This is a genomic window from Bradyrhizobium sp. SZCCHNRI20481 (genome assembly GCF_032485055.1).
In the GTDB taxonomy this organism is placed as follows: Bacteria; Pseudomonadota; Alphaproteobacteria; order Rhizobiales; family Xanthobacteraceae; genus Bradyrhizobium.
In genome coordinates this window covers 384,772-407,455 of record NZ_JAUEUE010000001.1, presented here as the reverse complement: position 1 = coordinate 407,455, position 22,684 = coordinate 384,772, and the positions used below count along the sequence as shown (strand labels likewise).

The following is a 22,684-nucleotide window of genomic DNA, read 5'->3' as shown; positions in this document are numbered from 1 at the left end:
TGCGGCGCAGACGACGGATCACGGCCGTGGAACGAGCTTGAGCGTGACGCCGCGAACCTCCTGCGGCGTCGGCGCGCGGCTGCCACCGGGTTGGCTGATGCTGAGACGGATCGACAGCCGTCCACTCTTGATCGCCTCCTTCGGCACCGGAAGCGCGTAGGTGCCGGCCTCCGCACCAGTGCGATGGCCGAATGGCGAGATGGTCCGGAGCGGCATCCCGGACGCCGTCGTCACCGTCACCTCCTGGCCTCGCCCCAGTGCGCCCAGGCTGATCTCGACGACTGGAGCGTCGCTCGCATCCAATGGCCGCGGCAGGACCAGATCGATGGCTCTGAACGGCTCCGCCGCCAAGGACGAGGCCGGCCGCAGCACGGCACAGAGCAGCATGGCGCAGGCCCGCAGCGCGGCGCGCCTCCCGTTCATGGGCGCAGCGGTCCGACCGAGAGCGCTTTCAGTGTCGGCGCAGTGCCGACGCCGCCCGAGGGCACGACGCGGATGCTCAGGGGCTGGTTGGGCGCGGCCCGCAGGGCGGAGAAGGCCTCCCGCTTCGTCGGCAGCGGCACCGCGAAGGTCGCATCCATGGTCATGGCCATGCCCGGCATCATCGATCCGAAGAAGGCGATGGTGCCTGCATAATATGGGCTGTCAGCCGTGACCTTGGTGACGTTGGCGGGCGCGTTCACCAGGACGTCGAACTCGCGCACGGTCGAATAGCCGCTCGGGCGGGGCAGCGTGATCTGCGCCATCAGCGGCTGCGGCCGCGCTGCCGCCAGATGCGCGTCGAGCGCATCGCCGGGGATCCTCACCGTGCCCACATTGGCCTTGACCGAGCCCTGCTGCGGCTTGGCCTGCGGCGCCGAGGCGACCGCGGGCGGATTGACGATGTCCTCGCCGAAGCCCGGCGCATAGTCGTAGTCGAAGCGATCGGTCGAGATGTAGTCGCCGGCCTTGCTGGGGCCGACATAGCCGCCCTTGCCGTCGGCATAGAACAGGAAGGGCTCGTCGGAGAACGTCTTCAGGTCGGCGCCCTGCGGCAGGTAGGGAAGCTTGAGCCGCTGCTGCTTGCGCGTCCAGACATCCCAGAGCCGGTCCAATGCTCATCTGAAATGAATCCTGGTTGGAAAGATCTCATGATGCGGTCCCACGATTGCAATCTCAAGTGGCAATTCCGTTTGGCGGCCGTATGATGCCACCTGAGAGGTTGCCGATGAACGCGCTGACGCTGCTGATCATCCGTCATGCCGAGAAGCCTGACGGCGACGCGACAGGTCCGGGCCTGACCCACGAGGGCAAGCCGGATTCGAAGTCGCTGGTCATCTTCGGCTGGGAGCGGGCAGGGGCCTGGACGGCGCTGTTCGGCAGCGGCTTGGGCGGCGCGTCCTATCCGACGCCGCAGGCGATCTACGCCGCCGATCCCGACAGCAGCAAGGACGGCTCCGACCCGAGCCGCCGGCCCTATGAGACGGTACTCGAATTGGCTGCGCGCGTCGGTCTCGCCAAGCCGGATACGTCGTTCGCGAAGGGAGAGGAGGCTGGGCTGGTCGAAGCCTTGCTGGCGCTGTCCGGCACCGCGCTGGTGGCGTGGGAGCACAAGGCAATCATCTCCGATATCCTGCCGCGTCTGCCGGTGAGCAACGCCGGGCAATTGCCGCCCCATTGGTCGGGCAAGCGGTTCGACGTCGTGCTGCGCTTCGATCGCGCCGCCGGCGAGGCAGATTTCAAGTTCACGGAATTGTACCCCTGCCTGATGCTAGGCGATTCCAACAAGCCGCTGCAGAGCGACCCGAAGGACGAGTGAGCCACTGAGCGCCTCGCCGGAGATATCCCCAGGCTAGAAGGGGCGGCGCGATGCTGCCGCCCGGATCATGGTACATCGATCCGTGGGACGCGCGATCGCGTGCGTCAGGTCTCCATGCAATGCCGCTTCCTTTCAAAAAGCCCCAGGCCATCCGCTCCTTCTTCAGCCATGCTGCCTTTCAGAAGGCGGAGCACCTGCAGCTTCGCGGAGGCGTTCTCGATCTCGAGATCAGCGAGGACGGCCGGGAGCTGGCGGCCTCGGTGCAGGGATCGCAATCCTGGCCGTACGAGGTCGAGATCGAGCTGGCCCGGGATAAGCACGGTCGTTTGGATGTCTCCGGGAGATGTACCTGCCCGATGCAGCACAACTGCAAGCACGTCGCGGCGGTGCTGCTGGAAGCGATCGAGCCGTCCCTCGAGGACGACGTGGACCTGAGGACACCGGCAAAGACGGCGAGGAAGGCGAGCCCGCTGGTGCTGCCGCCGGAGATCGCCGCCTGGCTGGACAAGATCGGCACGGTCAGCCGTGGCGACACCTATCCTCCCGAGGTGAGGCAGAGGTTGATCTATGGCGTGCAGCCCCATTCCGAGTCCGGAGGCGCTGCCTATCCGGTCGTCCGGCTGTGGTCGGTCCGGCTGCGCAAGGACGACAGCTTCGCCGACGTGTTCTCGAAAGTCGATCAAGTGCGGGGAGGCGCCGGGCGGGCGCCGGCATTCTACCGCGACAGCGATATCGACATCACAGCGCGGCTCGGACATCAAGTCTTTCTCGACGGAGCGTCGGCCTTCCGGATCGGCTCTGCCGCGCTGCTGAAGCGCATCGTCGAGACCGGGCGGGCGTATTGGCGCGATCATGCCGGGCCGCTGCTGCGCTGGGGCGACAAGCGCAATGGCCGCATCGAATGGCAGCCGGTCGGCCTGAAAGGCATCGGCGCAAGGCTCGTGGTCGACGGCGTGCTTGCTCTGCATGCCGAGCCGCCTGTCTATGCCGAGGAGACACGCGGCATCGTCGGGGAGGTCGATCCGGGGATCGAGCCGCGAACGGCGTACCAATTGCTGAGTGCGCCAACGCTGCCGAAGGCGCTGATCGGCGAGGTCTCCCGACATCTCAGCCAGCGGCTGCCCTCGCTGGATAGCGCCCTTCTGCCGTCGCGGCCGACCGAGGTCGTCGAGATCGAGGCCAAGCCGACGCCCATCCTGCATCTGCGCCGCGGACCCTATCCGGGCTATGGCTTTCGCGGCGTCCACACCAGCGGGCTTCCACTCGGCGTGGTCCGCGCGGGCTTCCGTTACGGTCCGATCGAGATCGAGCCCGACAGCGGTGGCAACGAGGTGGAGGCGTTCCAAGACGGCCGGGTGCATCTCGTCACCCGCGCCAAGGCGGACGAACGAAAGTCGTCCAAACGGCTGAGCGAGCTCGGCCTGGTTCCACTCAGAAAGGTCCAGACCTACAGCTTCGGCGGTCACGCGGACGATCTGACCTTCGAGGACGAAGGCCGCTGGCTGCAATTCGTGCATCTCGAGCTCGATGCGTTGCGCGAGCAGGGGTTCGAGATCCGCATCGATGACGACTTTCCGTACCGGCTGGCGGAGTCCTCCGGTCTCGTCGACATGGAGATCGAGGGCTCCGGAATCGACTGGTTCGAGTTTGGCTTCAAGATCGACATCGATGGCCGGCCGCATGACTTGGCCGAGCTGCTGGCGCGGCTGCTCGCGCAGCCCGGCATTCTCGATGCGCTGTCCGAAGCCGATGCCGAAGCCAAGCACATGTATGTGCCGCTGCCCGACGGACGGCACCTGGCGCTGGCGGCCGGCCGCTTCCTGCCGGTTCTGCTGGCGCTGCAGACGATGCGGCTGAGCGGCGGCGGCTTGGATGCGTCGGGCAAGCTCAAGCTGTCTCGTGCGCAGCTCGTGCCGCTGCTGGCGCACGATCCGGGCGCATTCAAGGGCCCCGATGATCTGCGCCGGCTCGCGGATCTGGTGCGGCAGCATCGGCCGGATGAATTGAAGCTGCCGGCCGGCTTCACCGCCACGTTGCGCCCCTATCAGCGGCAGGGCGTCGCCTGGCTCGATCTCCTTCGGCAGGCCAACCTCGGCGGCGTGCTGGCCGATGACATGGGCCTCGGCAAGACCGTCCAGGTGCTGGCCCTGCTCGCGCTCGAGAAGGCGCGCGGCGCGCTGGCGAGGCCCGTGCTCATCGTCGCGCCGACCAGCCTGATGACGAACTGGTTCAACGAGGCAAGCAAGTTCGTTCCTGACCTGAAGGTCCTGGTGTTCCACGGCGCCGCTCGCAAGGAGCTGATCGCGCAGATTTCGGAGCACGACGTCGTGCTCACCACCTATCCGCTGATCGCGCGCGACCATGAGCTCATCCTGGGACGGGACTGGCACATGGCCATTCTCGACGAGGCGCAGACCATCAAGAATCCCAATGCCGCCACGACGCGCTGGCTCAATGCGATCAAGGCCAGCCACCGCTTCTGCCTGACGGGCACTCCGATGGAGAACCATCTCGGCGAGCTCTGGTCGATCATGAGCTTCGTCAACCCCGGCTATCTCGGTGACAAGACCGCGTTCACGCGCAACTGGCGCACGCCCATCGAGAAAGAAGGCAATGCGATGCGGGCGGCGGCGCTGACCCGCCGCGTCAAGCCGTTCCTGCTGCGGCGGACCAAGGAGGAGGTTGCGTCCGAGCTGCCGGCCAAGGTCGACATCGTGGAGACCGTCGCGATCGACGGCAAGCAGCGCGATCTCTATGATTCGATCCGCGCGGCGATGGCGAAGAAGGTGCGCAAAGCCCTTGACGAACGTGGTCTCGCGCGCAGCCACATCGTCGTGCTCGAAGCGCTGCTGCGGCTGCGCCAGGTCTGCTGCGACCCGCGGCTGGTGAAGCTCGACGACAAGGTCGAGCGCCCCTCGGCCAAGTTGGACCGGCTGATTGAGATGGTCGAGGAACTGCTCAGCGAGGGGCGCAAGATCATCATCTTCTCGCAGTTCACCTCGATGCTCTCCCTGATCGAGGAGCGTTTCGAGGCGGCTGACATCGCCTACGAGCTGCTCACGGGCGACACCCGTGATCGCAAGCGGCCGATCGAGGCGTTTCAGAGGGGAGACAGCCCGGTGTTCCTGATCAGCCTGAAGGCCGGCGGAGTCGGCCTCAACCTGACGGCAGCCGATACCGTCATCATCTACGATCCCTGGTGGAATCCTGCCGTCGAGGCGCAGGCGATCGACCGGGCGCATCGCATCGGCCAGGACAAGAAGGTCTTCGTCTATCGCCTGGTGACGGCCGGGACGATCGAGGAGAAGATCGGTGAGCTCAAGCTGCGCAAGCAGGCGCTGGCTGATTCACTGTTCGATCGCGAGGGCAATATCGGCAAGGCGCTGACGGAGGAGGATATCGCTGCTCTGCTGTCTTGATGTCGGGTGGAGATGCGTGGCGGCCAGCATCCGTCAACTTGAGTGCGGTCAAGCCAGCGCGATACGCTCGCGCGTCTCCTCGACCCAGGCATGGGCGGCGAACCATTCGTGGTAGATGCGGCAGTGCGGGCAGTAGGCACGCGAGAAGAACACGGGCATGCGCTGAAAGCGCGCGGCGTCCATTTCCATCCCTGTCTCGATGCTGCGGCCGGTCTGCGGACAACGTACCATGATCTTGCCCATTCGCGGTCTCCTGTTCGTGGGCCAGATACGCCGGGGATGCGAAGAAAATGTAATGCTCAGCCGACAGTTTCGTGGCAAAGGTCCGAGTGAATTCCGACCGCGGAACGCGCGGCGTCGGCCGCATCAAAAGCGAGTGAATCGCACTGCAAAATGCGGGGCCGATTGTCGCAACATGAGACATCCGTCGCGGTTGAACACGATGGTTTGAGGACGCGTGGCATGAGCATCACGATCTACGGAATCAAGAACTGCGACACGATGAAGAAGGCGCGCGCCTGGCTCGACGATCACGGCGTCGCTTACCAATTCCACGACTACAAGACCGCCGGAATCGACAAGACTAAACTCAAGGCATGGAGCGACGAGCTCGGCTGGGAGGTGCTGCTCAATCGCGCCGGCACGACGTTCAAGAAATTGCCCGACGCGGACAAGGACGGACTCACCGAGAGCAAGGCGATCGCGCTCATGCTGGCGCAGCCTTCGATGATCAAACGCCCGGTTCTCGATCTCGGCGGCCGCCGCGTGGTGGGCTTCAAGCCGGATCTCTACGCAAAGGACGTGAAGGCCGCGAAGTAGTTGGAGACGATCATCGCTGCGCCGTCTCGCGGGCCGCGCCCGCCGCCTTCGCAGCGCGCGCGTGCAGGAAAATTCCGGTGGTATGATTTTCTATGTCAGCGGGAAATCGCAGGTGATTTCAACGCAAGGTGCGTCGGCCGCCTTGCGACGTCGTTGCCCAGCTTTCCGCCTTGCCTAACTCCCTCGATTGACGGCATATTCCGGCGCGAAGCGGTCGCGGGTGGCGGCGAGGAATCGTCCAGTCGTCCGGCAGAGCCGCCGTACAGGAAGAAGCGAGGGCCAGACGCTGAAGGCGCCGGCTTGGGGGGAATCTTTGGCTGACGAGTTCATTCTCGAGACCCACGGATTGACGAAGGAATTCGCGGGATTTTTTGCCGTTCGCGATGTTTCGCTCAAGATCCGCCGGGGCACCATTCATGCGCTGATTGGCCCGAACGGGGCCGGCAAGACGACGTGCTTCAACCTTCTGACCAAGTTCCTGCGGCCGTCGGCCGGCAAGATTCTCTATAAGGGTCAGGATATTACGGCGACGGCGCCGGCCGACGTGGCGCGTCTTGGCCTGGTCCGCTCGTTCCAGATCTCGGCGGTGTTTCCGCATATGACGGCGCTGGAGAACGTCCGCGTCGCCCTGCAGCGCCAGCATGGCTCGTCGTTCGATTTCTGGCGCTCCAAGAGCGTTCTGAACCGCTTCAACAACCGGGCGCTGGAGCTTCTCAACGACGTGGGCCTCAGCGAGTTCGCCAACATTCCGGCGGTCGAGATGCCGTATGGGCGCAAGCGTGCGTTGGAGATCGCGACCACGCTGGCGCTCGATCCGGAGATGATGCTGCTGGACGAGCCGATGGCCGGCATGGGCCACGAGGACATCGACAAGATCGCCGCGCTGATCAAGCGCATCTCCGCCAAATACACGATCCTGATGGTCGAGCATAATCTCAGCGTCGTCGCCAACCTCTCCGACACCATCACCGTGCTGACGCGCGGCCAGGTGCTGACGGAAGGGCCGTATTCGGAGCTCGCCAAGGACGAGCGCGTCAAGGAAGCCTATCTGGGGGCCGGACATGCCTGAGGTGATGACGGCCAAGACGCCCACCGCTGGCGCTGTGACCAGCACCATTCTCGATGTCAAGAATCTCGAGAGCTGGTACGGCGAATCCCACATTCTCCACGGCATGAACTTCAACGTGAATGCCGGCGAGGTCGTCACCCTGCTCGGGCGCAACGGTGCCGGCAAGACCACGACCCTGAAGTCGATCATGGGAATCATCGGCAAGCGCACCGGCTCGGTCCAGTTCAACGGGCGCGAGCTGATCCGCATGACCTCCGACAAGATCGCGCGGCTCGGCATCGCGCTGTGTCCGGAGGAGCGCGGCATCTTCGCCAGCCTCGACGTGCGCGAGAACCTGCTGCTGCCGCCGGTGGTGCGGCCGGGCGGGCTCACGCTCGACCAGATCTTCGAGCTGTTCCCGAACCTGAGGGAGCGGCTGAAGAGCCAGGGCACCAAGCTGTCGGGCGGCGAGCAGCAGATGCTGGCGATCGCGCGCATTCTGCGCACCGGCGCCAGCTTCCTGATGCTGGACGAGCCGACCGAGGGTCTCGCGCCAGTCATCATCCAGCAGATCGGCCACACCATCGCGCGGCTGAAGAAGGAAGGCTTCACGATCCTCCTGGTCGAGCAGAACTTCCGTTTCGCCTCGACGGTCGCCGACCGCTACTACGTGGTCGAGCACGGCAAGGTCATCGACGGTTTCGCCAATGCCGATCTGTCGGCCAACATGGATAAGCTGCATACTTATCTCGGCGTCTGATCGGCGCCGGCGACGTTGACGTGGCGGTTTCCTCCTGCGGTTTTCTCTACGGTCTTCTCTATGGTCTTCTTGGCAGTTTTGTTGGAAAGTTCTGGAAGTTGGAAATGAAGAGCAAATTCATCGCGTCATTGCTGCTGGGAACGGCGCTCACTCTCGCCGCTGGCAGCGTCGCTTCGGCCGGCGACAAGACCGTCAAGATCGGCGCGCTGTCCGATCAGTCTGGTCTTTATGCCGATCTCGGCGGTCCCGGCTCGACGCTCGCGGCGCAGATGGCGATCGAGGATTCCGGCCTCACCGCGAAGGGCTGGAAGATCGACGTCATCTCCGGCGATCACCAGAACAAGCCGGATATCGGCACCGCGATCGCGCGGCAGTGGTTCGACGTCGACAAGGTCGACGTCATCGTCGACGTGCCGAACTCGGGCGTGGCGCTCGCCGTCAACAACGTCGTCAAGGAAAAGAACGGCGTCTACATCAATTCGGGCGCCGCGACCTCGGATCTCACCAACGCGCAGTGCTCGCCCAACACGGTGCACTGGACCTACGACACCTACATGCTGGCGCACACCACCGGCCAGGCGCTGGTCAAGGCGGGCGGCTCGACCTGGTTCTTCCTGACGGCAGACTACGCCTTCGGCGCCGCGCTGGAGCGCGATACCACGGCGGTCGTCACCGCCAATGGCGGCAAGGTGATCGGCGGCGTCAAGCATCCGCTCAACACCTCCGACTTCTCGTCCTTCCTGCTGCAGGCGCAGTCGTCGAACGCCAAGGTCATCGGCCTCGCCAATGCCGGCGGCGATACCACCAATACGATCAAGCAGGCGGCCGAGTTCGGCATCAATAAGGGCGGCCAGAAGCTTGCCGCGCTGTTGCTGTTCCTGACCGACGTCAAGTCGATCGGGCTCGACATCGCGCAGGGCCTCAACTTCACCGAGACTTTCTACTGGGACATGAACGACCAGACCCGCGCCTTCTCCGAGCGGTTCGCCAAGCGGATGAAGAACGGCGCGCCGCCGACCATGGTCCAGGCCGGCGTCTATGCCGGTCTCGCGCATTACTTCAAGGCGCTGGACGCGCTGGGCGAGAACCCGCACGACGGCACCAAGATCGTCGACAAGATGAAGTCGATCCCGACCGAGGATACGCTGTTCGGCAAGGGCGAGATCCAGCCCAACGGCCGCACCATCCACACCGCCTATCTGTTCGAGGTCAAGAAGCCCTCGGAGTCCAAGGGCCCGTGGGATCTCTACAAGCTGGTCGGCTCGGTACCGGGCGACCAGGCCTTCACGCCGCTCGACAAGAGCGCGTGCGCCTTGTTGAAGAAATGAACCGCTGTGGCTCCGGCGGCTGACGTCGCCGGGGCCGCCATCTTCTGGGAAACGCCGAGAGAAAACAGAACAAGACGATGCAGGCCCTCTACGCACAGCTCCTGGTCGGACTGATCAACGGCTCGTTCTACGCGCTGCTCAGTCTCGGGCTTGCCGTCATCTTCGGCATGCTCAACATCATCAATTTCGCCCATGGCGCGCTCTACATGATGGGCGCGTTCTGCGCCTATTTCCTGCTCAACCTCGGCGGCATCAATTACTGGTGGGCGCTGCTGCTGGCGCCGATCATCGTCGGCGTCTTCGGCATGATCCTCGAGCGCACCATGCTGCAATGGATCGCCGGGCTCGACCATCTCTACGGACTGCTTCTGACGTTCGGACTGGCGCTGATCATCCAGGGCGTGTTCCAGAACTTCTTCGGCTCGTCCGGCCTGCCTTATGCGATCCCGGATCAGCTCCGTGGCGGCATGAATCTCGGCTTCATGTATCTGCCGGTCTATCGCGGCTGGGTCGTCATATTCTCCCTGGTCGTCTGTCTGGCGACCTGGTTCCTGATCGAGCGGACCCGGCTCGGCGCCTACCTGCGCGCCGCCACCGAGAATCCGACATTGGTGCGGGCGTTCGGCATCAACGTGCCGCGCATGATCACGCTGACCTACGGCCTCGGCGTCGGGCTCGCGGCCCTCGCCGGCGTGCTGTCGGCGCCGATCAACCAGGTGCGGCCCCTGATGGGCGAGCACATCATCATCGTGGTGTTCGCGGTGGTCGTGATCGGCGGCATGGGCTCGATCATGGGCTCGATCATCACCGGCTTCCTGCTCGGCGTGATCGAGGGACTGACCAAATATTTCTATCCCGAGGCTTCCAACACCGTGGTCTTCGTTCTGATGGTCCTGGTGCTGCTGGTGAAGCCGACGGGTCTGACCGGACGGGCGGCCTGACATGACATCCATCACCGACACGACCCTGCCGATCACCCCGCGCGCGATGCGCGACGAGATGATCGTGTTCGTCATCATGGCGGCGCTGCTGGCGATCGTACCGTGGACCGGGCTGTACCCGTTCTTCGTCATGCAGGCGCTGTGCTTCGCGCTGCTCGCCTGCGCCTTCAACCTCCTGATCGGCTATGGCGGCCTGCTGTCGTTCGGCCACGCGATGTTCCTGGGAACGGCCGGCTACTGCAGTGCCCACGCGCTGAAGGTGTGGGGGCTGCCGCCCGAGCTCGGCATCCTCACAGGCGTCGCCGGATCGTTCGTCCTGTCGGTGATCACCGGCTACATCTCGATCCGCCGCCAGGGCATCTATTTCGCTATGATCACGCTGGCGCTGTCGCAGCTCCTGTACTTCATCTATCTGCAGGCGCCGTTCACCCATGGCGAGGACGGCATCCAGGGCATTCCCCAGGGGCGGATGTTCGGCATCCTCGACCTGTCCAGGCCGACGGTGCTCTATTACGTCGTGCTGGTCGGCTTCCTCGCCGGCTTCCTGCTGATCTTCCGCACCATCAACTCGCCGTTCGGCGAAGTGCTGAAATCAATCCGCGAGAACGAGCAGCGGGCGATCTCGCTGGGCTACAAGACCGACCATTACAAGCTGCTCGCCTTCATTCTATCCGGGACGCTGGCCGGCTTGGCTGGCGCGTTGAAGGTGTTCGTCGCCCAGAACGCCTCGCTGACCGACGTCGAGGTGGCGATGTCGGGGCAGATCGTGCTCATGACCCTGGTCGGAGGGCTCGGCACCGTGTTCGGCCCCGTCGTCGGCGCGTTCGTGATCGTCGGCATGCAGCAATATCTGTCCGGCTTCGGCCAGTGGGTGACGGTGATCCAGGGCGTGATCTTCGTCGCCTGCGTGCTCACCTTCCGCCGCGGCGTGGTCGGTGAAATCGCCCATCTGTTCAAACGATCCCTTTAAGCCGTTGATCTGAAAAGAGATCGTCGAAAGGGCAGAAAGCGGTGGATGAACCGGCCACCGCTTCTGCTGGTGCGCGATCCGGAGTATGACAGTTCTGTGACGGGCCGGCCCTGGCCCGTTTCGGAATGGATGGATCTCGTCCCATGCTGCACTGGTTTCGCGCCGTCCTCCCGCGGGAGGAGCGGTTTTTCGATTTGTTCGCCCGCCACAACAAGGTGGTGATTCAGGGCGCCCATGCGCTGCAGGACATGCTGCAGGGCGGTGACGACATCCTCGCCCACTGCCAGCGCGTCAGCCAGTTCGAGAACGAGGCCGACAACATCACCCGCGAAGTGCTGACCGCGGTCCGCCGCACCTTCATCACCCCGTTCGACCGCGGCGACATCAAGAACCTGATCACCTCGATGGACGATGCCATCGACCAGATGCAGCAGACCGCCAAGGCCGTGGTGCTGTTCGAGGTCAAAGAGTTCGAGCCGACCATGCGCGAGATGGGCACCTTGCTGGTCGATTGCGCCAATCTGATCGGCCGCGCGCTGCCGTTGCTGCAGGCGATCGGCCAGAACGTGCCGATGATCACCGCGATCACCGAGGAGATGACCAAGCTCGAGGGCCGTGTCGACGACCTCCACGATATCGGGCTGAAGGAGCTGTTCCTCAAGCACCGCAAGGCCAATACCATGGACTTCATCGTCGGCGCCGAGATCTACGACCATCTGGAGAAGGTCGCCGACCGCTTCGACGACGTCGCCAACGAGATCAATTCGATCATGATCGAACAGGTCTAGGGTAGGGCCGCGCCGTGGACGCTCAACTCGGCCTTCCGATCCTGGTCGGCCTCATCGCCGTTGCGCTCGCCTTCGATTTCCTGAACGGCCTGCACGACGCCGCCAACTCGATCGCGACCATCGTTTCGACCCGCGTGCTCCGGCCGCAATATGCGGTGTTCTGGGCCGCATTCTTTAATTTCGTCGCGTTCGCGGTGTTCGGCCTCCACGTCGCGCAGACCATCGGTACAGGGATCATCGATCCCGCCATCGTCGACGCCCAGGTGATCTTCGCGGCCCTGGTCGGCGCCATCGTCTGGAACCTCGTCACCTGGGCGGCCGGCATTCCCTCGTCGAGCTCACACGCGCTGATCGGCGGCCTGGTCGGGGCAGGGGTCGCCAAGGCCGGCATCTCGGCCGCCGTCTGGAGCGGCCTGTCGAAGACCGTGCTCGCGATCGTGCTGTCGCCGCTGGTCGGGCTGGTGCTGGCGATGGTCCTGGTCGCGATCGTGTCCTGGGCCTCGGTGCGCTCGACGCCGTTCGCGGTCGACCGCGCCTTCCGCATCCTGCAATTCGCCTCGGCCTCGCTGTATTCGCTCGGCCATGGCGGCAACGACGCGCAGAAGACGATGGGCATCATCGCCGTGCTGCTGTATTCGCAGGGCCATCTCGGCAACGAGTTCACGGTGCCGTTCTGGGTCGTGCTGTCGTGCCAGGCGGCGATGGCGCTGGGCACCCTGATGGGCGGCTGGCGCATCGTCCGCACCATGGGCCTGCGCATCACCAAGCTGAACCCGATGCAGGGTTTCTGCGCCGAGACCGGCGGCGCGATCACGCTGTTCCTGGCGACCTTCCTCGGCGTGCCCGTGTCGACCACCCACACGATCACCGGGGCCATCGTCGGCGTCGGCGCCGCCCGCCGCGCCTCCGCGGTGCGCTGGAACGTGGCCGGATCGATCGTCTATGCCTGGGTCTTCACGATTCCGGCCGCGGCGATCGTCGCGGCGCTGACGTTCTGGCTGGTGTCGGTGCTCCGGCACTGATCCGGATCGGCCCGGCCGGGCTCAACTCGCCGGTTGGAGTTGCGGTGCAAAACGCCTATATGGAGGGCGCGCGGCGGCCGAGATCCCGCGCCTTTCCCGTAAATCGCCCGCTCTCTGGCCTGAAACGACGCCTGCCGCCTCATGTCCGATACTGCCGTCACGACCGAACAGCCCGCCCGCACCGCCTTGTCCGACGAGGTGGCGCGCCGGCGCACCTTTGCCATCATCTCGCATCCGGACGCCGGCAAGACGACGCTGACGGAAAAGTTGCTGCTGTTTGGTGGCGCCATCAATCTCGCGGGCCAGGTCAAGGCCAAGGGCGAGCGCCGTAACACCCGCTCGGACTGGATGAAGATCGAGCGCGAGCGCGGCATCTCCGTCGTGACCTCGGTGATGACCTTCGAGTTCGAAGGGCTCGTCTTCAACCTGCTGGACACGCCGGGCCACGAGGACTTTTCCGAAGACACCTATCGCACGCTGACCGCGGTCGACTCGGCCGTGATGGTGATCGACGCCGCCAAGGGCATCGAGGCGCGCACGCGCAAGCTGTTCGAGGTCTGCCGCCTGCGCGACATCCCGATCATCACCTTCATCAACAAGATGGACCGCGAGAGTCGCGACACCTTCGATCTGCTGGACGAGATCGAGAAGACGCTGGCGCTCGACACCACGCCGATGACTTGGCCGGTCGGCCGCGGCCGCGACTTCATCGGCACCTATGACATCCGCGACGGCGGCGTGCGCCTGCTCGAAGGCGGCGGTGCCAAGACCGGCGCGGCGCAGCAGATCGACATCGCCGAGCTCGGCAAGATCAACGCCAATCTCGACATGAGTCAGATCACCGACGAGCTGGAGCTGGTCAAGGAAGCCTGCAAGCCGTTCGACCTCGAGGCATTTCGCGAGGGCCACCTGACGCCGGTCTATTTCGGCAGCGCGCTGCGCAATTTCGGCGTCGGCGATCTGCTCGAAGGCCTTGGCCGCTACGCGCCGTCGCCGCGCGCGCAGGAGTCGAACCTGCGCAAGGTCGACGCCGCCGAGCCGCGCATGAGCGCCTTCGTGTTCAAGATCCAGGCGAACATGGACCCCAACCACCGCGACCGCATCGCGTTTGCGCGGCTGTGCTCGGGCAAGCTCAACCGCGGCATGAAGGCGAAGCTGGTACGCACCGGCAAGACCATGCCGCTGTCGAGCCCGCAATTCTTCTTCGCCCAGGACCGCTCGGTCGCGGACGAAGCTTTCGCCGGCGACGTCGTCGGCATTCCCAACCATGGCAGCTTGCGCATCGGCGACACCCTGACCGAGGGCGAGGATCTCACCTTCGTCGGCGTGCCGAGCTTCGCCCCGGAAATCGTTCGTCGCGTCCGCCTCACCGATGCGATGAAAGCGAAGAAGTTGAAGGAAGCGTTGCAGCAGATGTCGGAGGAGGGCGTCGTGCAGGTGTTCCGTCCGCGCGACGGTGCGCCGGCGCTGGTCGGCGTGGTCGGCCCGCTGCAGCTCGACGTGCTCAAGGCGCGGCTCGATGCCGAGTATTCGCTGCCCGTCGAATTCGAAATCTCCGAGTTCTCGCTGGCGCGCTGGATCTCCTCCGACGACAAGAAGAAGCTCGAGGCGTTCATCGCCGCCAACAATTCCGGCGTCGCCGACGACGTCGACGGCGATCCGGTGTTCCTGGCCAAGAACGAGTTCTATCTCGGCTACACCAAGGAGCGCGCCGAAGGCATCGTGTTCTCCAACGTCAAGGACGTGAAGAAGAAGGCGTAGCCGCCCGGCACTCTCTCGTCATCCCGGGCCATCGCGCAGCGATGAGCCCGCAATCCATTTCGCCTCTTGTTCCGCCGCCCGATGGAATCCCGGCTCGCCCTGCGGGCGCCCCGGAATCGCGACGCGAAAGACATGCGCTTCCTCACAGTGAGCCTCGCTCCTGCTGTGGGATGATACCCGTAACGCCGCGCACTTTTCGTCAGGTCATCGGCGCGCTAGTCTTTCTCTCATAAACAGGCGAGGGAGAAGGAAATGCCGGCGGGATCGATTGGCCGTCTTGTGCGGCGACAGATGATTGCACTGTTCGCTGTGTGTGGACTTGCGTCGGCGACGATCGCAACGGCTGATGCGGCCGAGGTCGTCGCGCTCGGCGCCAGCAACACCTACGGCAAGGGCGTCAATCGCGGCGAGGACTTTCCGGCGCAGCTCGAGGCCATGCTCCACGGCAAGGGCGTTCGGGTGAGCGTCGCCAACGCCGGCATCAACGGTGATACCACCGCCGGGATGCTGTCCCGCTTCGACAGCGCGGTCGATGGATCAACCCGCGTGCTGGTGCTGCAGCCCGGCGGCAACGACGCCCGCAAAGGTGCCGGCGATCAGCGCGCCAGCAGCATCAGCGCCATCATGGCCAAGGCCGCGCAGCGCCGCATCAAGGTCGTGATGGTCGAGAACGGCATGTTCCGTGGCCTGCCGCATCAGGTCGACGGTGTGCATCTGACCCCCGAGGGCTATCGCATGCTGGCCGCATCGCTGCTGCCGCGCGTGATGAGCGGCTTGCGGAAGTAGCTCGCCGCGAGGTCGTGAAGCGCGCCGCGCCGGCCTGCGGTCTCACAGCTCGATGATCCCCCGCCTTGCCGCATGCGCGACCGCATCGGTGCGGCCGGTGGCGTCGAGCTTGTCGAGCAGCGAGCCGACGTGGAATTTGGCGGTGTGCACGGAGATGCCGAGGCTGCGCGCGATCTCCTTGTTGGAGCAACCCTCGGCCATCAGCGCCAGCACGTCGCGCTCGCGCGCGGTGAGCTGAAAATCATCGGTCGCGGCGCCGTCGATCCTGTCGTCGCCGCTGCGAGCCTCATCACTGCCATGCAACGGCGCGACGGCGACGTCGGCGCTCTCGCCGGGCGCGACCAGCGTCAGGCCCGTGACATCGCCGAGCAGCGCCGCCAGCCGGTCGGCCAGTTCGGCATCGTCGACCGCGATCGCGATCCTGATCGGCGCGCGCGCCTCCTCGCTCACGCCGGCCTCTCGCCGATGGTCAGGGCGAACTGCACCGGCTCGCCAGCACGCAGCGCTGCGACCTCGACGACGGCGCCGACGCTGTCCGGACCGAGTTCGCGCATCATCGCGCGCATGCCCCTGAACGGCTCCTTGTTGAGAGCGGTGATGACGTCACCCTGGCGCAGGCCGGCGGCCGCGGCCGGGCCGCTCTTGTCGAGGCTCATGATCATCGCACCGAGTCCGTCATCGAGCCGGACCGGCTGCAGGCCGGCGCCGAGATAGCCGCGAGCGATGCGACCATGCGTCTCGAGCTTCGCGGCGACCCGTTCGATCGTGGCCGCGGGTATCACGAGCGTCCGGCGCGGGCCGCGCACGGCCATGCCGATCGCGTGGCCCGCAGCGTCGAGCACGAGGCCGCCTTCGGAACTGTGCCGCAGCCTGATGTCGAGCTCGATGCGCGCATCGATGTCGCCGCCGCGCAGGCTGCGCCACGGACCGGCGGATTTCGACACCATTGCGAGCGCAGCGACCGGCGCGCCCTGATCGGCGGCGGCAACGACCGCAAGCGCCCCAAGCGCGGGCAAGTCGCCGGCGAGCGGCGCAGCCTGTGCCGCCTCGCCGTCGAAGCGGAGCAGGGCGATGTCGGTGGTGTGGTCGCGCCCGGCGATCGCGGCCGGGCGCGTCGTGCCGTCGGCGAAGGCGAGCACGATCTCGCCCTCCTCGGCAAGCGTCTCGTCCGCCGTGACGACGAGGCCCGGCTTCCAGACGAAGCCGGTGGCGCGCGAGCGGTGCGAATGGACCGAGACCAGTGATGGCGCTGCGGCGGCAACAGCGGCGGCCAGCGCGGAGGACAGTGAGGAGAGGGCGGACAGATCGGGCATCGACGGCTCCATGGGTTGATCCCAATGTGGCGCGTCGATGGTCGTTGCGGAACTCCCCAGGTGGGCAGGCTGCGCTCATCCGGGCTACAAGTTGAAGTCAGAGCGTCGTCCGCGCCTTCGGCAGCGGGAAGGCGAGATCGCCGTGCTTCGACGTCTTCAGCCCGAGTCCGACCAGCGCCTCGGCGAAGCGCACCGCTGCGGCGACGCCGTCGATCACGGGAATTCCGAGCTCGGTGGAGAGGTCGTGCGCCAGATCGGCCATGCCGGCGCAGCCGAGCACGATGGCGCCGATACCGTCCTCGCGCAGCGCCGCCCGGCATTCGCCGAGCAGCGTGCCGCGGACATTGGCCTCGGGCTTGTCGAGGTCGAGCACGGCAACGTCGACCGCGCGCACCCTGCGGCAATGCTGCTCCATGCCGTAATTGCGCACGAGGTGCTCGGCGATCACCTTGGTGCGCGACAGCGTGGTCACGATGCTGAAATGGGTGGCGACGAAGCTCGCCGCATGCATCGCCGCTTCAGCGATGCCGAGCACCGGCACAGCCGATAATTCGCGCGCGGCAAGCAGGCCGGGATCACCGAAGCAGGCGATTACATGGGCGTGGCAACCTTCTGCGTCTCCGGCCTCGACCTCCTTGAGCATGCCGACCGCGGCAATCGCCTCGTCGTAATGGCCTTCGATCGAGGCGGCGCCGAACCGCGCGGTGCGGCCGACGATCCGCGTCGACGGGCTTGCGCTGGCCTGGGCCGCTTTGGCGATCAATTCGGTCATCGTCACCGTCATGTTCGGGTTGATGACGTTGATCACGGTCTCGCTGTGGCTCATCGTCGCGTCCGTTTGTTGTCGCATCCTGCCGTGTTCTAGCCGAGTTCCGCTGTTACGGTCGAGGGCCGTTCGCGATGCGGGAACGCGCAGACGTGAACGGGATTGAGCTTGCGAGTTCTGCGATCGGGATCCAACTTGGATTTCATCCCACTCCGAGAGTCCCATGCTCCGTGTCGTCGTGCTCCTCCTGCTGATGGTGGCCGCTCCGGCCGCCGCCGACGCGCGCCGCCAGCAGATCAATCCGGTGCCGTTCGCGCACACGCCGTGCAGCGTGCTCGACGAGCAGCCGTGCACGCCGTCGTTCTGCAGCGTCTTCGGGCCGTGGCCCTGTATTCCCGAGATGAACTATCCCTATGGCCAGAACCTGCAACTCACGATCGAGAGCTGGCCCGCCAAGGATCAGGAAGCCAAATATCAGAAGCCGGATCACGATCTCGACACGATCGGCGATCTGTTCGCAGCGCTGCGCGCGTGCTGGACGCCGCCGCCGGAGGACAGCGCCCGCGCCGGGATGCAGATGACGGTGCGCTTCAGCTTCAAGCGGACCGGCGAGATGATCTCACCGCCGCGCGTGACCTTCGTGACCTCAGGCGCGCCGGCCGACACGCGCGCGACCTATCTGAAGGCGATCAATGCCTCGCTCGACGGCTGCCTGCCGCTGAAGTTCACAAAAGGCCTCGGCGGCGCGCTGGCGGGGCGGCCGATCGCGATCCGCTATGTCGACAACCGGGATTTGAAGAACACGTCGGAGCGGCAATAGCGCCCCGCCGCGCCGTCTCGCACGGCGCGCCCCCCCACCCACCGATCATTCGGGACGGACGCAACGCGTGCGAACCTCAGCTGGGCGATTGCGCAGCGGGGAATCTCAATATGGTTGCGAAGAACGCAAACCAATCTCGGGATTCCGGGTTCGACGCTGACGCGTCGCCCCGGAATGATGACGTGTGATGGCGAATCGGCAGCGTGCGGCTTGCAGACGGTCTCCGCGCCACGTTGCGAGGCCGCCCCCGGAAATGATACCGATGCCCACGCACAGGTCGTGTGCATGCGAAGGGGGACGCCGTGGGACTTCTGGTGATGGTGGTGGGGCTGGTGCTGTTTCTCGGCGCCCATGTGTTCACGACCCGGCGCGGGGCGCGCGCGCAGGTCATCGCGCGGCTGGGTGAGAGCACCTACAAGCTCGTCTATACGGTCGTGGCCCTTGCCGGCCTCGCCCTGATCGTCTGGGGTTTTGCCGAGTACCGCCATGGCGGCGGCTGGATCCAGGTCTGGACGCCGCCGAAGGCGCTCAAGCACATCAATCTCGCCCTGATGCTGCCGGCGATGATCATGATCGTCGCCGCCTATATCCGCGGCCGCATCTACACCGTGCTGAAGCACCCGATGCTGGCGGGCGTGAAGCTGTGGGCGTTCGGCCACCTGCTCAGCAATGGCGACCTCGGCGGCATCATCCTGTTCGGCTCGATCCTGGCCTGGGCCGTGTTCGACCGCATCTCGCTGAAGCGCCGCGCTGATGCCGGCGGACCGCCGATTCCGGTCGGCGGCATCGGCAACGACGTCATCGCGGTGGTGGTCGGCATCATCGTCTATGCCGCGCTGGCCTTCGCGTTCCATCCTGTCGTGCTCGGCATTCCTGTCATCGGAGGTTAGCGATGTCGGTGCAGTCGACCGTCCGGCGCAAGACGGCTCCCGAGATCCGCGCCCGCAAGGGCGGCGAGCCGATCGTGATGCTGACGTCCTACCACGCCCATACCGCGGCGCTGGTGGATCGCCATTGCGATGTGATCCTGGTCGGCGATTCCCTCGGGAATGTGATGCACGGTTTCGAGACCACTGTGCCGGTGACGCTGGAAATGATGATCCTGCAGGGCTGCGCCGTGATGCGCGGCTCGCGCCAGGCGCTGGTGGTGGTCGACATGCCGTTCGGCTCCTACGAGGCGTCGAAGGAGCAGGCGTTTCATGCGGCGGTGCGGATCCTGAAGGAGACGCAATGCGGCGCGGTCAAGCTCGAGGGCGGGGCGCGGATGGCCGAGACGGTGGCCTTCCTCAGCGAGCGCGGCATTCCGGTGATGGGCCATGTCGGCCTGACGCCGCAATCGATCAATACGCTCGGCTCGTTCCGGGCCCAGGGCCGCGACGAGGCGGATTGGGCTGCGATCGAGAACGACGCTGCGGCGATCGCACAGGCTGGCGCGTTCTCGGTGGTGATCGAGGCCGTGGCCGAGCCGCTGGCGCGCAAGATCACGCAGCAGATCGCGATCCCCACCATCGGCATCGGCGCCAGCGTCGCCTGCGACGGCCAGGTGCTGGTTTTGGAGGACATGCTCGGCCTGTCGCCGCGGGCGCCGAAATTCGTCCGCCGCTACGGCAATCTCGGTCCGGCGATCGACGAGGCGATCGAACGCTACGCGGCCGACGTGCGTACCCGTGCGTTTCCGGCGGCGGAACATGTCTACGGAATGAGGTCAAAGACCTGATGGGCGCCTCTCGCTTGGTCGGCCCGTTGGCGCGGTGGTGCGCGCGGCGTCACGGGATGAATCTCCGGCGCTGGCGGAGATAGCCAAGCGCGTCATCCCTTGGTTATGTTTCAGGCTGGTCCGCATCGCGGCGAACAACGACAAGAAGCCAAGCTCGGGGAAACTCCATGGACTGGTCGACCTATGTAACGCCGCCGATGCGGCGCGAAGCCCGTTTCGGCGATCGCGTGGTTCCGTTGTTCACGGAGCGGCCCGCAAACGTCTGGGCCATGGTCGAAGAAGCGGTGGAGCGCAACGGCGACGGCGAGGCGCTGGTCTACGGGGCCGTGCGGCTGTCGTGGCGCGAGGTGATGGCGACTGCGGCGCGGATCGCGGGCGGGCTGCAGGCGAGGGGATTGCAGAAGGGCGACCGGCTCGCGGTGCTGCTCGGCAATCGCATGGAATTCGTGCTCACGCTGTTTGCTGCGGCCAAGCTCGGGCTGATCACGGTGCTGCTGTCGACCCGGCAGCAGACCCCGGAAATCGCCTATGTGCTGAAGGATTGCGGCGCCCGGCTGCTGCTGCACGAGGCGGCGTTGGCGGACCGGTTGCCGGCCGCTGCGGAAACGCAGGAGCTGGCGGGGCGCATTGCCGTCGACGATCGTCCGGCGCGGTCGGATTTTGCAGCGCTGGCCGATCATGCTGCGCACGAAAATCACGTCGAGGTGACAGAAGAGGACACTGCGATGATCCTCTACACCTCCGGCACCACTGGCCGGCCGAAAGGCGCGATGCTCGCCCATTGCAACATCGTGCACTCCTCGATGATCTACGAGGCGTGCCTGGGGCTGACGCCCGCCGACCGCTCGATCGCCGCCGTGCCGCTCGGCCATGTCACCGGCGTCGTCGCCAACATCACCAGCATGGCGCGCTGCGCCGGCACCTTGATCATCATGCCGGAGTTCAAGGCCGACGAGTATCTGAAGCTCGCGGCGCGCGAGCGCGTGACCTACACGGTCATGGTCCCGGCGATGTACAATCTCTGCCTGCTGCAGCGCGACTTCGACAGTCATGACCTGTCGTCGTGGCGCATCGGCGGCTTCGGCGGCGCGCCGATGCCGGTCGCGACCATCGAGAAGCTCGCAGCCAAGGTCCCCGGCCTGCGGCTGGTCAACGCCTATGGCTCGACCGAGACCACCTCGCCGGCGACCCTGATGCCGCCTGATCTCACCGCCCGTCAGATCGACAGCGTCGGGCTGCCGTGTCCGGGCGCCAGCATCCTGGTGATGGACGGGCAGGGGCGAGAGCTGCCACGTGGCGAGATCGGCGAGATCTGGATCGGCGGCGGCCAGGTCATCAAGGGTTACTGGAACAATCCCAGGGCCACCGCCGAGAGCTTCACTGCCGGCTATTGGCACTCGGGCGACCTCGGCTCGATCGATGCCGACAATTTCGTCCGGGTGTTCGACCGGCAGAAGGACATGATCAACCGCGGTGGGTTGAAGATCTACTCGGCCGAGGTCGAATCGGTGCTGGCGAGCCACCCGGCGGTGGTCGAGAGCGCGATCATCGCCCGGCCATGTCCGGTGCTCGGCGAGCGGGTGCACGCGGTGGTCGTGACCCGCGAGCCGATGAGCGCCGAAGCGCTGCGCAGCTGGTGCGCCGAGCGGGTCTCGGATTACAAGGTCCCGGAAACCCTGACCGTGACCGCGGACCCTTTGCCGCGCAACGCCAACGGCAAGGTGATGAAACGGCAGTTGCGCGAAGCCTTGACGGCGTGATAGCCGCGTTCGGACCTTGTGGCAGAACCGGGGAGTAACGCCTTGATTCGGCTGGACTCGCCTTGCCACCGCCATGCCGATGCGGTATCGGCGCCGGCGCGCGGGCAACGGGCCGCTCGCGCGGCACTTCAAACCCATGCGCGCGCGCTCGCAGCGAACCTGACGGGATGTCCTTAGGTGTCTGAATTCATTGATGAAGTAGACGAGGAGGTCCGTCGGGAACAGCTCAAGAAGCTGTGGGACCGCTACTCGATCTTGATCATCGCCATTGCCGTGCTGATCATCGCCGGCGTCGGCGGCTGGCGCGGCTACCAGTATCTCGAGGGTCAGAAGGCGGCCGAAGCGGGCTCGGCCTTCAACAAGGCCCTCGAACTCTCCGAGCAGAACAAGCATGCCGAGGCGGAGAAGGCCTTTGCGGATGTCGCGGCCACGGCCCCATCGGGATACCGCATGCTGGCCCGCTTCCACCAGGCCGCCGAGGCCGCGATGCGCGACAAGGCGGCTGCCGTGAAGCTCTATGACGAACTCGCCGCCGACCGCAGCATCGGGGCCGAGCAGCAGTCGATGGCGCGGCTGCGCGCGGCCGGCCTGCTGGCCGATACGGCGCCTTACGCCGACCTCAAGCAGCGCCTCGAAGGCGAAACTGCGCCCGGCGCCCCGTTCCGCCACGCCGCCCGCGAATTGCTGGCGCTGTCGGCGTGGAAGGCCAATGATGCCGCGGCGGCCCGTCAATGGCTCGACATGATTGCGCTGGATGGTGAGACCCCGCCGGGCCTGCGCTCGCGCGCCGAAGCGCTGCAGGCGCTGTTGCCTGCAGTCGCCAAGAGCTGATCGCGGACCTCGCGACGGCGAAACCGAGTTGATTGGA

23 protein-coding genes are annotated in these 22,684 nt (G+C 65.7%); 17 read left to right on the top strand and 6 right to left on the bottom strand.

Annotated features, from left to right (window positions below; all coding sequences use genetic code 11):
• Window positions 1-18: 18 nt before the first annotated feature.
• Both QX132_RS01990 and QX132_RS01985 read right to left on the bottom strand, forming a co-directional pair.
• The gene (locus QX132_RS01990; RefSeq protein ID WP_316159941.1) at window positions 19-423 is read right to left on the bottom strand and encodes a hypothetical protein; all 405 of its coding nucleotides are present in this window, start codon (window positions 421-423) and stop codon (window positions 19-21) included.
• The gene (locus QX132_RS01985) at window positions 420-1,094 is read right to left on the bottom strand and encodes a hypothetical protein (RefSeq protein WP_316159940.1); all 675 of its coding nucleotides are present in this window, start codon (window positions 1,092-1,094) and stop codon (window positions 420-422) included. Before QX132_RS01985 ends, QX132_RS01990 begins: the two co-directional genes overlap by 4 nt.
• A 113-nt stretch (window positions 1,095-1,207) precedes the next feature.
• Between QX132_RS01985 and QX132_RS01980 the strand changes: the two genes are divergently transcribed.
• Together QX132_RS01980 and QX132_RS01975 are read left to right on the top strand one after the other, a co-directional pair.
• On the top strand, window positions 1,208-1,798 hold the full coding sequence (locus QX132_RS01980) for a histidine phosphatase family protein (protein ID WP_315777445.1): 591 nt from the start codon (window positions 1,208-1,210) through the stop codon (window positions 1,796-1,798).
• A gap of 119 nt (window positions 1,799-1,917) precedes the next feature.
• Entirely contained in the window at window positions 1,918-5,217 is a 3,300-nt protein-coding gene (locus QX132_RS01975) for a DEAD/DEAH box helicase (protein ID WP_316159939.1), read from the top strand.
• A 48-nt stretch (window positions 5,218-5,265) separates the two neighbouring features.
• Here the strand turns inward: QX132_RS01975 and QX132_RS01970 are convergent, their stop codons facing one another.
• Window positions 5,266-5,460 carry a hypothetical protein gene (locus QX132_RS01970; protein WP_315712501.1) on the bottom strand — a complete coding sequence of 65 codons (195 nt, stop codon included), beginning with the start codon at window positions 5,458-5,460 and terminating at the stop codon, window positions 5,266-5,268.
• A gap of 219 nt (window positions 5,461-5,679) precedes the next feature.
• Here QX132_RS01970 and QX132_RS01965 point away from each other — a divergent pair, with 219 nt between their 5' ends.
• The 10 genes from QX132_RS01965 to QX132_RS01920 all read left to right on the top strand — a co-directional run bounded on the left by QX132_RS01965 (window position 5,680) and on the right by QX132_RS01920 (window position 15,440).
• Window positions 5,680-6,036, top strand: coding sequence for an ArsC family reductase (locus tag QX132_RS01965; RefSeq protein ID WP_316159938.1), 357 nt, complete (start codon window positions 5,680-5,682; stop codon window positions 6,034-6,036).
• 313 nt (window positions 6,037-6,349) lie between these two features.
• Entirely contained in the window at window positions 6,350-7,105 is a 756-nt protein-coding gene (locus tag QX132_RS01960; RefSeq protein ID WP_315739336.1) for an ABC transporter ATP-binding protein, read from the top strand.
• A complete protein-coding gene (locus QX132_RS01955) occupies window positions 7,098-7,844 on the top strand; it encodes an ABC transporter ATP-binding protein (RefSeq protein ID WP_315799114.1) in 747 nt (248 codons plus the stop codon). The genes QX132_RS01960 and QX132_RS01955 overlap by 8 nt, the downstream gene beginning before the upstream one ends.
• Window positions 7,845-7,948: 104 nt before the next feature.
• Entirely contained in the window at window positions 7,949-9,172 is a 1,224-nt protein-coding gene (locus QX132_RS01950; protein ID WP_315799115.1) for an ABC transporter substrate-binding protein, read from the top strand.
• A gap of 77 nt (window positions 9,173-9,249) precedes the next feature.
• On the top strand, window positions 9,250-10,113 hold the full coding sequence (locus QX132_RS01945) for a branched-chain amino acid ABC transporter permease (RefSeq protein WP_315739340.1): 864 nt from the start codon (window positions 9,250-9,252) through the stop codon (window positions 10,111-10,113).
• A gap of 1 nt (window position 10,114) precedes the next feature.
• Window positions 10,115-11,083 (top strand): branched-chain amino acid ABC transporter permease, encoded by a 969-nt coding sequence (locus tag QX132_RS01940; protein WP_315739341.1) that lies wholly within the window; start codon window positions 10,115-10,117, stop codon window positions 11,081-11,083.
• 143 nt (window positions 11,084-11,226) lie between these two features.
• Window positions 11,227-11,871, top strand: coding sequence for a DUF47 domain-containing protein (locus QX132_RS01935; protein WP_315739342.1), 645 nt, complete (start codon window positions 11,227-11,229; stop codon window positions 11,869-11,871).
• Window positions 11,872-11,885: 14 nt separating this feature from the next.
• Complete coding sequence (locus QX132_RS01930; RefSeq protein ID WP_315813204.1) at window positions 11,886-12,893, top strand: anion permease; 1,008 nt, start codon at window positions 11,886-11,888, stop codon at window positions 12,891-12,893.
• Window positions 12,894-13,034: 141 nt separating this feature from the next.
• Window positions 13,035-14,654, top strand: a complete 1,620-nt coding sequence (locus QX132_RS01925; protein WP_316159937.1) for a peptide chain release factor 3 — start codon at window positions 13,035-13,037, stop codon at window positions 14,652-14,654.
• Between the two features lie 291 nt (window positions 14,655-14,945).
• On the top strand, window positions 14,946-15,440 hold the full coding sequence (locus QX132_RS01920; RefSeq protein ID WP_316159936.1) for a GDSL-type esterase/lipase family protein: 495 nt from the start codon (window positions 14,946-14,948) through the stop codon (window positions 15,438-15,440).
• A 42-nt stretch (window positions 15,441-15,482) separates the two neighbouring features.
• On the opposite strand, the gene QX132_RS01915 is transcribed toward QX132_RS01920, so the two are convergent.
• The 3 genes from QX132_RS01915 to QX132_RS01905 form a co-directional block, all read right to left on the bottom strand.
• Entirely contained in the window at window positions 15,483-15,890 is a 408-nt protein-coding gene (locus QX132_RS01915) for a helix-turn-helix transcriptional regulator (RefSeq protein WP_315755785.1), read from the bottom strand.
• Entirely contained in the window at window positions 15,887-16,753 is an 867-nt protein-coding gene (locus tag QX132_RS01910) for a S1C family serine protease (protein WP_316159935.1), read from the bottom strand. Before QX132_RS01910 ends, QX132_RS01915 begins: the two co-directional genes overlap by 4 nt.
• 97 nt (window positions 16,754-16,850) lie before the next feature.
• Window positions 16,851-17,579: an aspartate/glutamate racemase family protein gene (locus tag QX132_RS01905; RefSeq protein WP_315777452.1), complete on the bottom strand. Its 729-nt coding sequence runs from the start codon at window positions 17,577-17,579 to the stop codon at window positions 16,851-16,853.
• Between the two features lie 163 nt (window positions 17,580-17,742).
• Here QX132_RS01905 and QX132_RS01900 point away from each other — a divergent pair, with 163 nt between their 5' ends.
• The 5 genes from QX132_RS01900 to QX132_RS01880 all read left to right on the top strand — a co-directional run bounded on the left by QX132_RS01900 (window position 17,743) and on the right by QX132_RS01880 (window position 22,647).
• The gene (locus QX132_RS01900) at window positions 17,743-18,339 is read left to right on the top strand and encodes a hypothetical protein (RefSeq protein ID WP_315799121.1); all 597 of its coding nucleotides are present in this window, start codon (window positions 17,743-17,745) and stop codon (window positions 18,337-18,339) included.
• A 302-nt stretch (window positions 18,340-18,641) separates the two neighbouring features.
• A complete protein-coding gene (locus QX132_RS01895; protein ID WP_315739353.1) occupies window positions 18,642-19,229 on the top strand; it encodes an NnrU family protein in 588 nt (195 codons plus the stop codon).
• 2 nt (window positions 19,230-19,231) lie between these two features.
• The gene (gene panB / locus QX132_RS01890; protein WP_316159934.1) at window positions 19,232-20,056 is read left to right on the top strand and encodes a 3-methyl-2-oxobutanoate hydroxymethyltransferase; all 825 of its coding nucleotides are present in this window, start codon (window positions 19,232-19,234) and stop codon (window positions 20,054-20,056) included.
• A 167-nt stretch (window positions 20,057-20,223) separates the two neighbouring features.
• The gene (locus tag QX132_RS01885; RefSeq protein WP_316159933.1) at window positions 20,224-21,816 is read left to right on the top strand and encodes a class I adenylate-forming enzyme family protein; all 1,593 of its coding nucleotides are present in this window, start codon (window positions 20,224-20,226) and stop codon (window positions 21,814-21,816) included.
• Between the two features lie 177 nt (window positions 21,817-21,993).
• The gene (locus QX132_RS01880; RefSeq protein WP_315739356.1) at window positions 21,994-22,647 is read left to right on the top strand and encodes a tetratricopeptide repeat protein; all 654 of its coding nucleotides are present in this window, start codon (window positions 21,994-21,996) and stop codon (window positions 22,645-22,647) included.
• Window positions 22,648-22,684: the final 37 nt, after the last annotated feature.

Bases quoted from the DNA above. Each gene is read 5' to 3' on its own strand.
- QX132_RS01990 (WP_316159941.1), bottom strand. From the start codon at position 423: ATGAACGGGAGGCGCGCCGCGCTGCGGGCCTGCGCCATGCTGCTCTGT.
- QX132_RS01980 (WP_315777445.1), top strand. From the start codon at position 1,208: ATGAACGCGCTGACGCTGCTGATCATCCGTCATGCCGAGAAGCCTGAC.
- QX132_RS01975 (WP_316159939.1), top strand. From the start codon at position 1,918: ATGCCGCTTCCTTTCAAAAAGCCCCAGGCCATCCGCTCCTTCTTCAGC.
- QX132_RS01970 (WP_315712501.1), bottom strand. From the start codon at position 5,460: ATGGGCAAGATCATGGTACGTTGTCCGCAGACCGGCCGCAGCATCGAG.
- QX132_RS01965 (WP_316159938.1), top strand. From the start codon at position 5,680: ATGAGCATCACGATCTACGGAATCAAGAACTGCGACACGATGAAGAAG.
- QX132_RS01955 (WP_315799114.1), top strand. From the start codon at position 7,098: ATGCCTGAGGTGATGACGGCCAAGACGCCCACCGCTGGCGCTGTGACC.
- QX132_RS01950 (WP_315799115.1), top strand. From the start codon at position 7,949: ATGAAGAGCAAATTCATCGCGTCATTGCTGCTGGGAACGGCGCTCACT.
- QX132_RS01945 (WP_315739340.1), top strand. From the start codon at position 9,250: ATGCAGGCCCTCTACGCACAGCTCCTGGTCGGACTGATCAACGGCTCG.
- QX132_RS01940 (WP_315739341.1), top strand. From the start codon at position 10,115: ATGACATCCATCACCGACACGACCCTGCCGATCACCCCGCGCGCGATG.
- QX132_RS01935 (WP_315739342.1), top strand. From the start codon at position 11,227: ATGCTGCACTGGTTTCGCGCCGTCCTCCCGCGGGAGGAGCGGTTTTTC.
- QX132_RS01925 (WP_316159937.1), top strand. From the start codon at position 13,035: ATGTCCGATACTGCCGTCACGACCGAACAGCCCGCCCGCACCGCCTTG.
- QX132_RS01920 (WP_316159936.1), top strand. From the start codon at position 14,946: ATGATTGCACTGTTCGCTGTGTGTGGACTTGCGTCGGCGACGATCGCA.
- QX132_RS01910 (WP_316159935.1), bottom strand. From the start codon at position 16,753: ATGCCCGATCTGTCCGCCCTCTCCTCACTGTCCTCCGCGCTGGCCGCC.
- QX132_RS01905 (WP_315777452.1), bottom strand. From the start codon at position 17,579: ATGAGCCACAGCGAGACCGTGATCAACGTCATCAACCCGAACATGACG.
- QX132_RS01900 (WP_315799121.1), top strand. From the start codon at position 17,743: ATGCTCCGTGTCGTCGTGCTCCTCCTGCTGATGGTGGCCGCTCCGGCC.
- panB (WP_316159934.1), top strand. From the start codon at position 19,232: ATGTCGGTGCAGTCGACCGTCCGGCGCAAGACGGCTCCCGAGATCCGC.
- QX132_RS01885 (WP_316159933.1), top strand. From the start codon at position 20,224: ATGGACTGGTCGACCTATGTAACGCCGCCGATGCGGCGCGAAGCCCGT.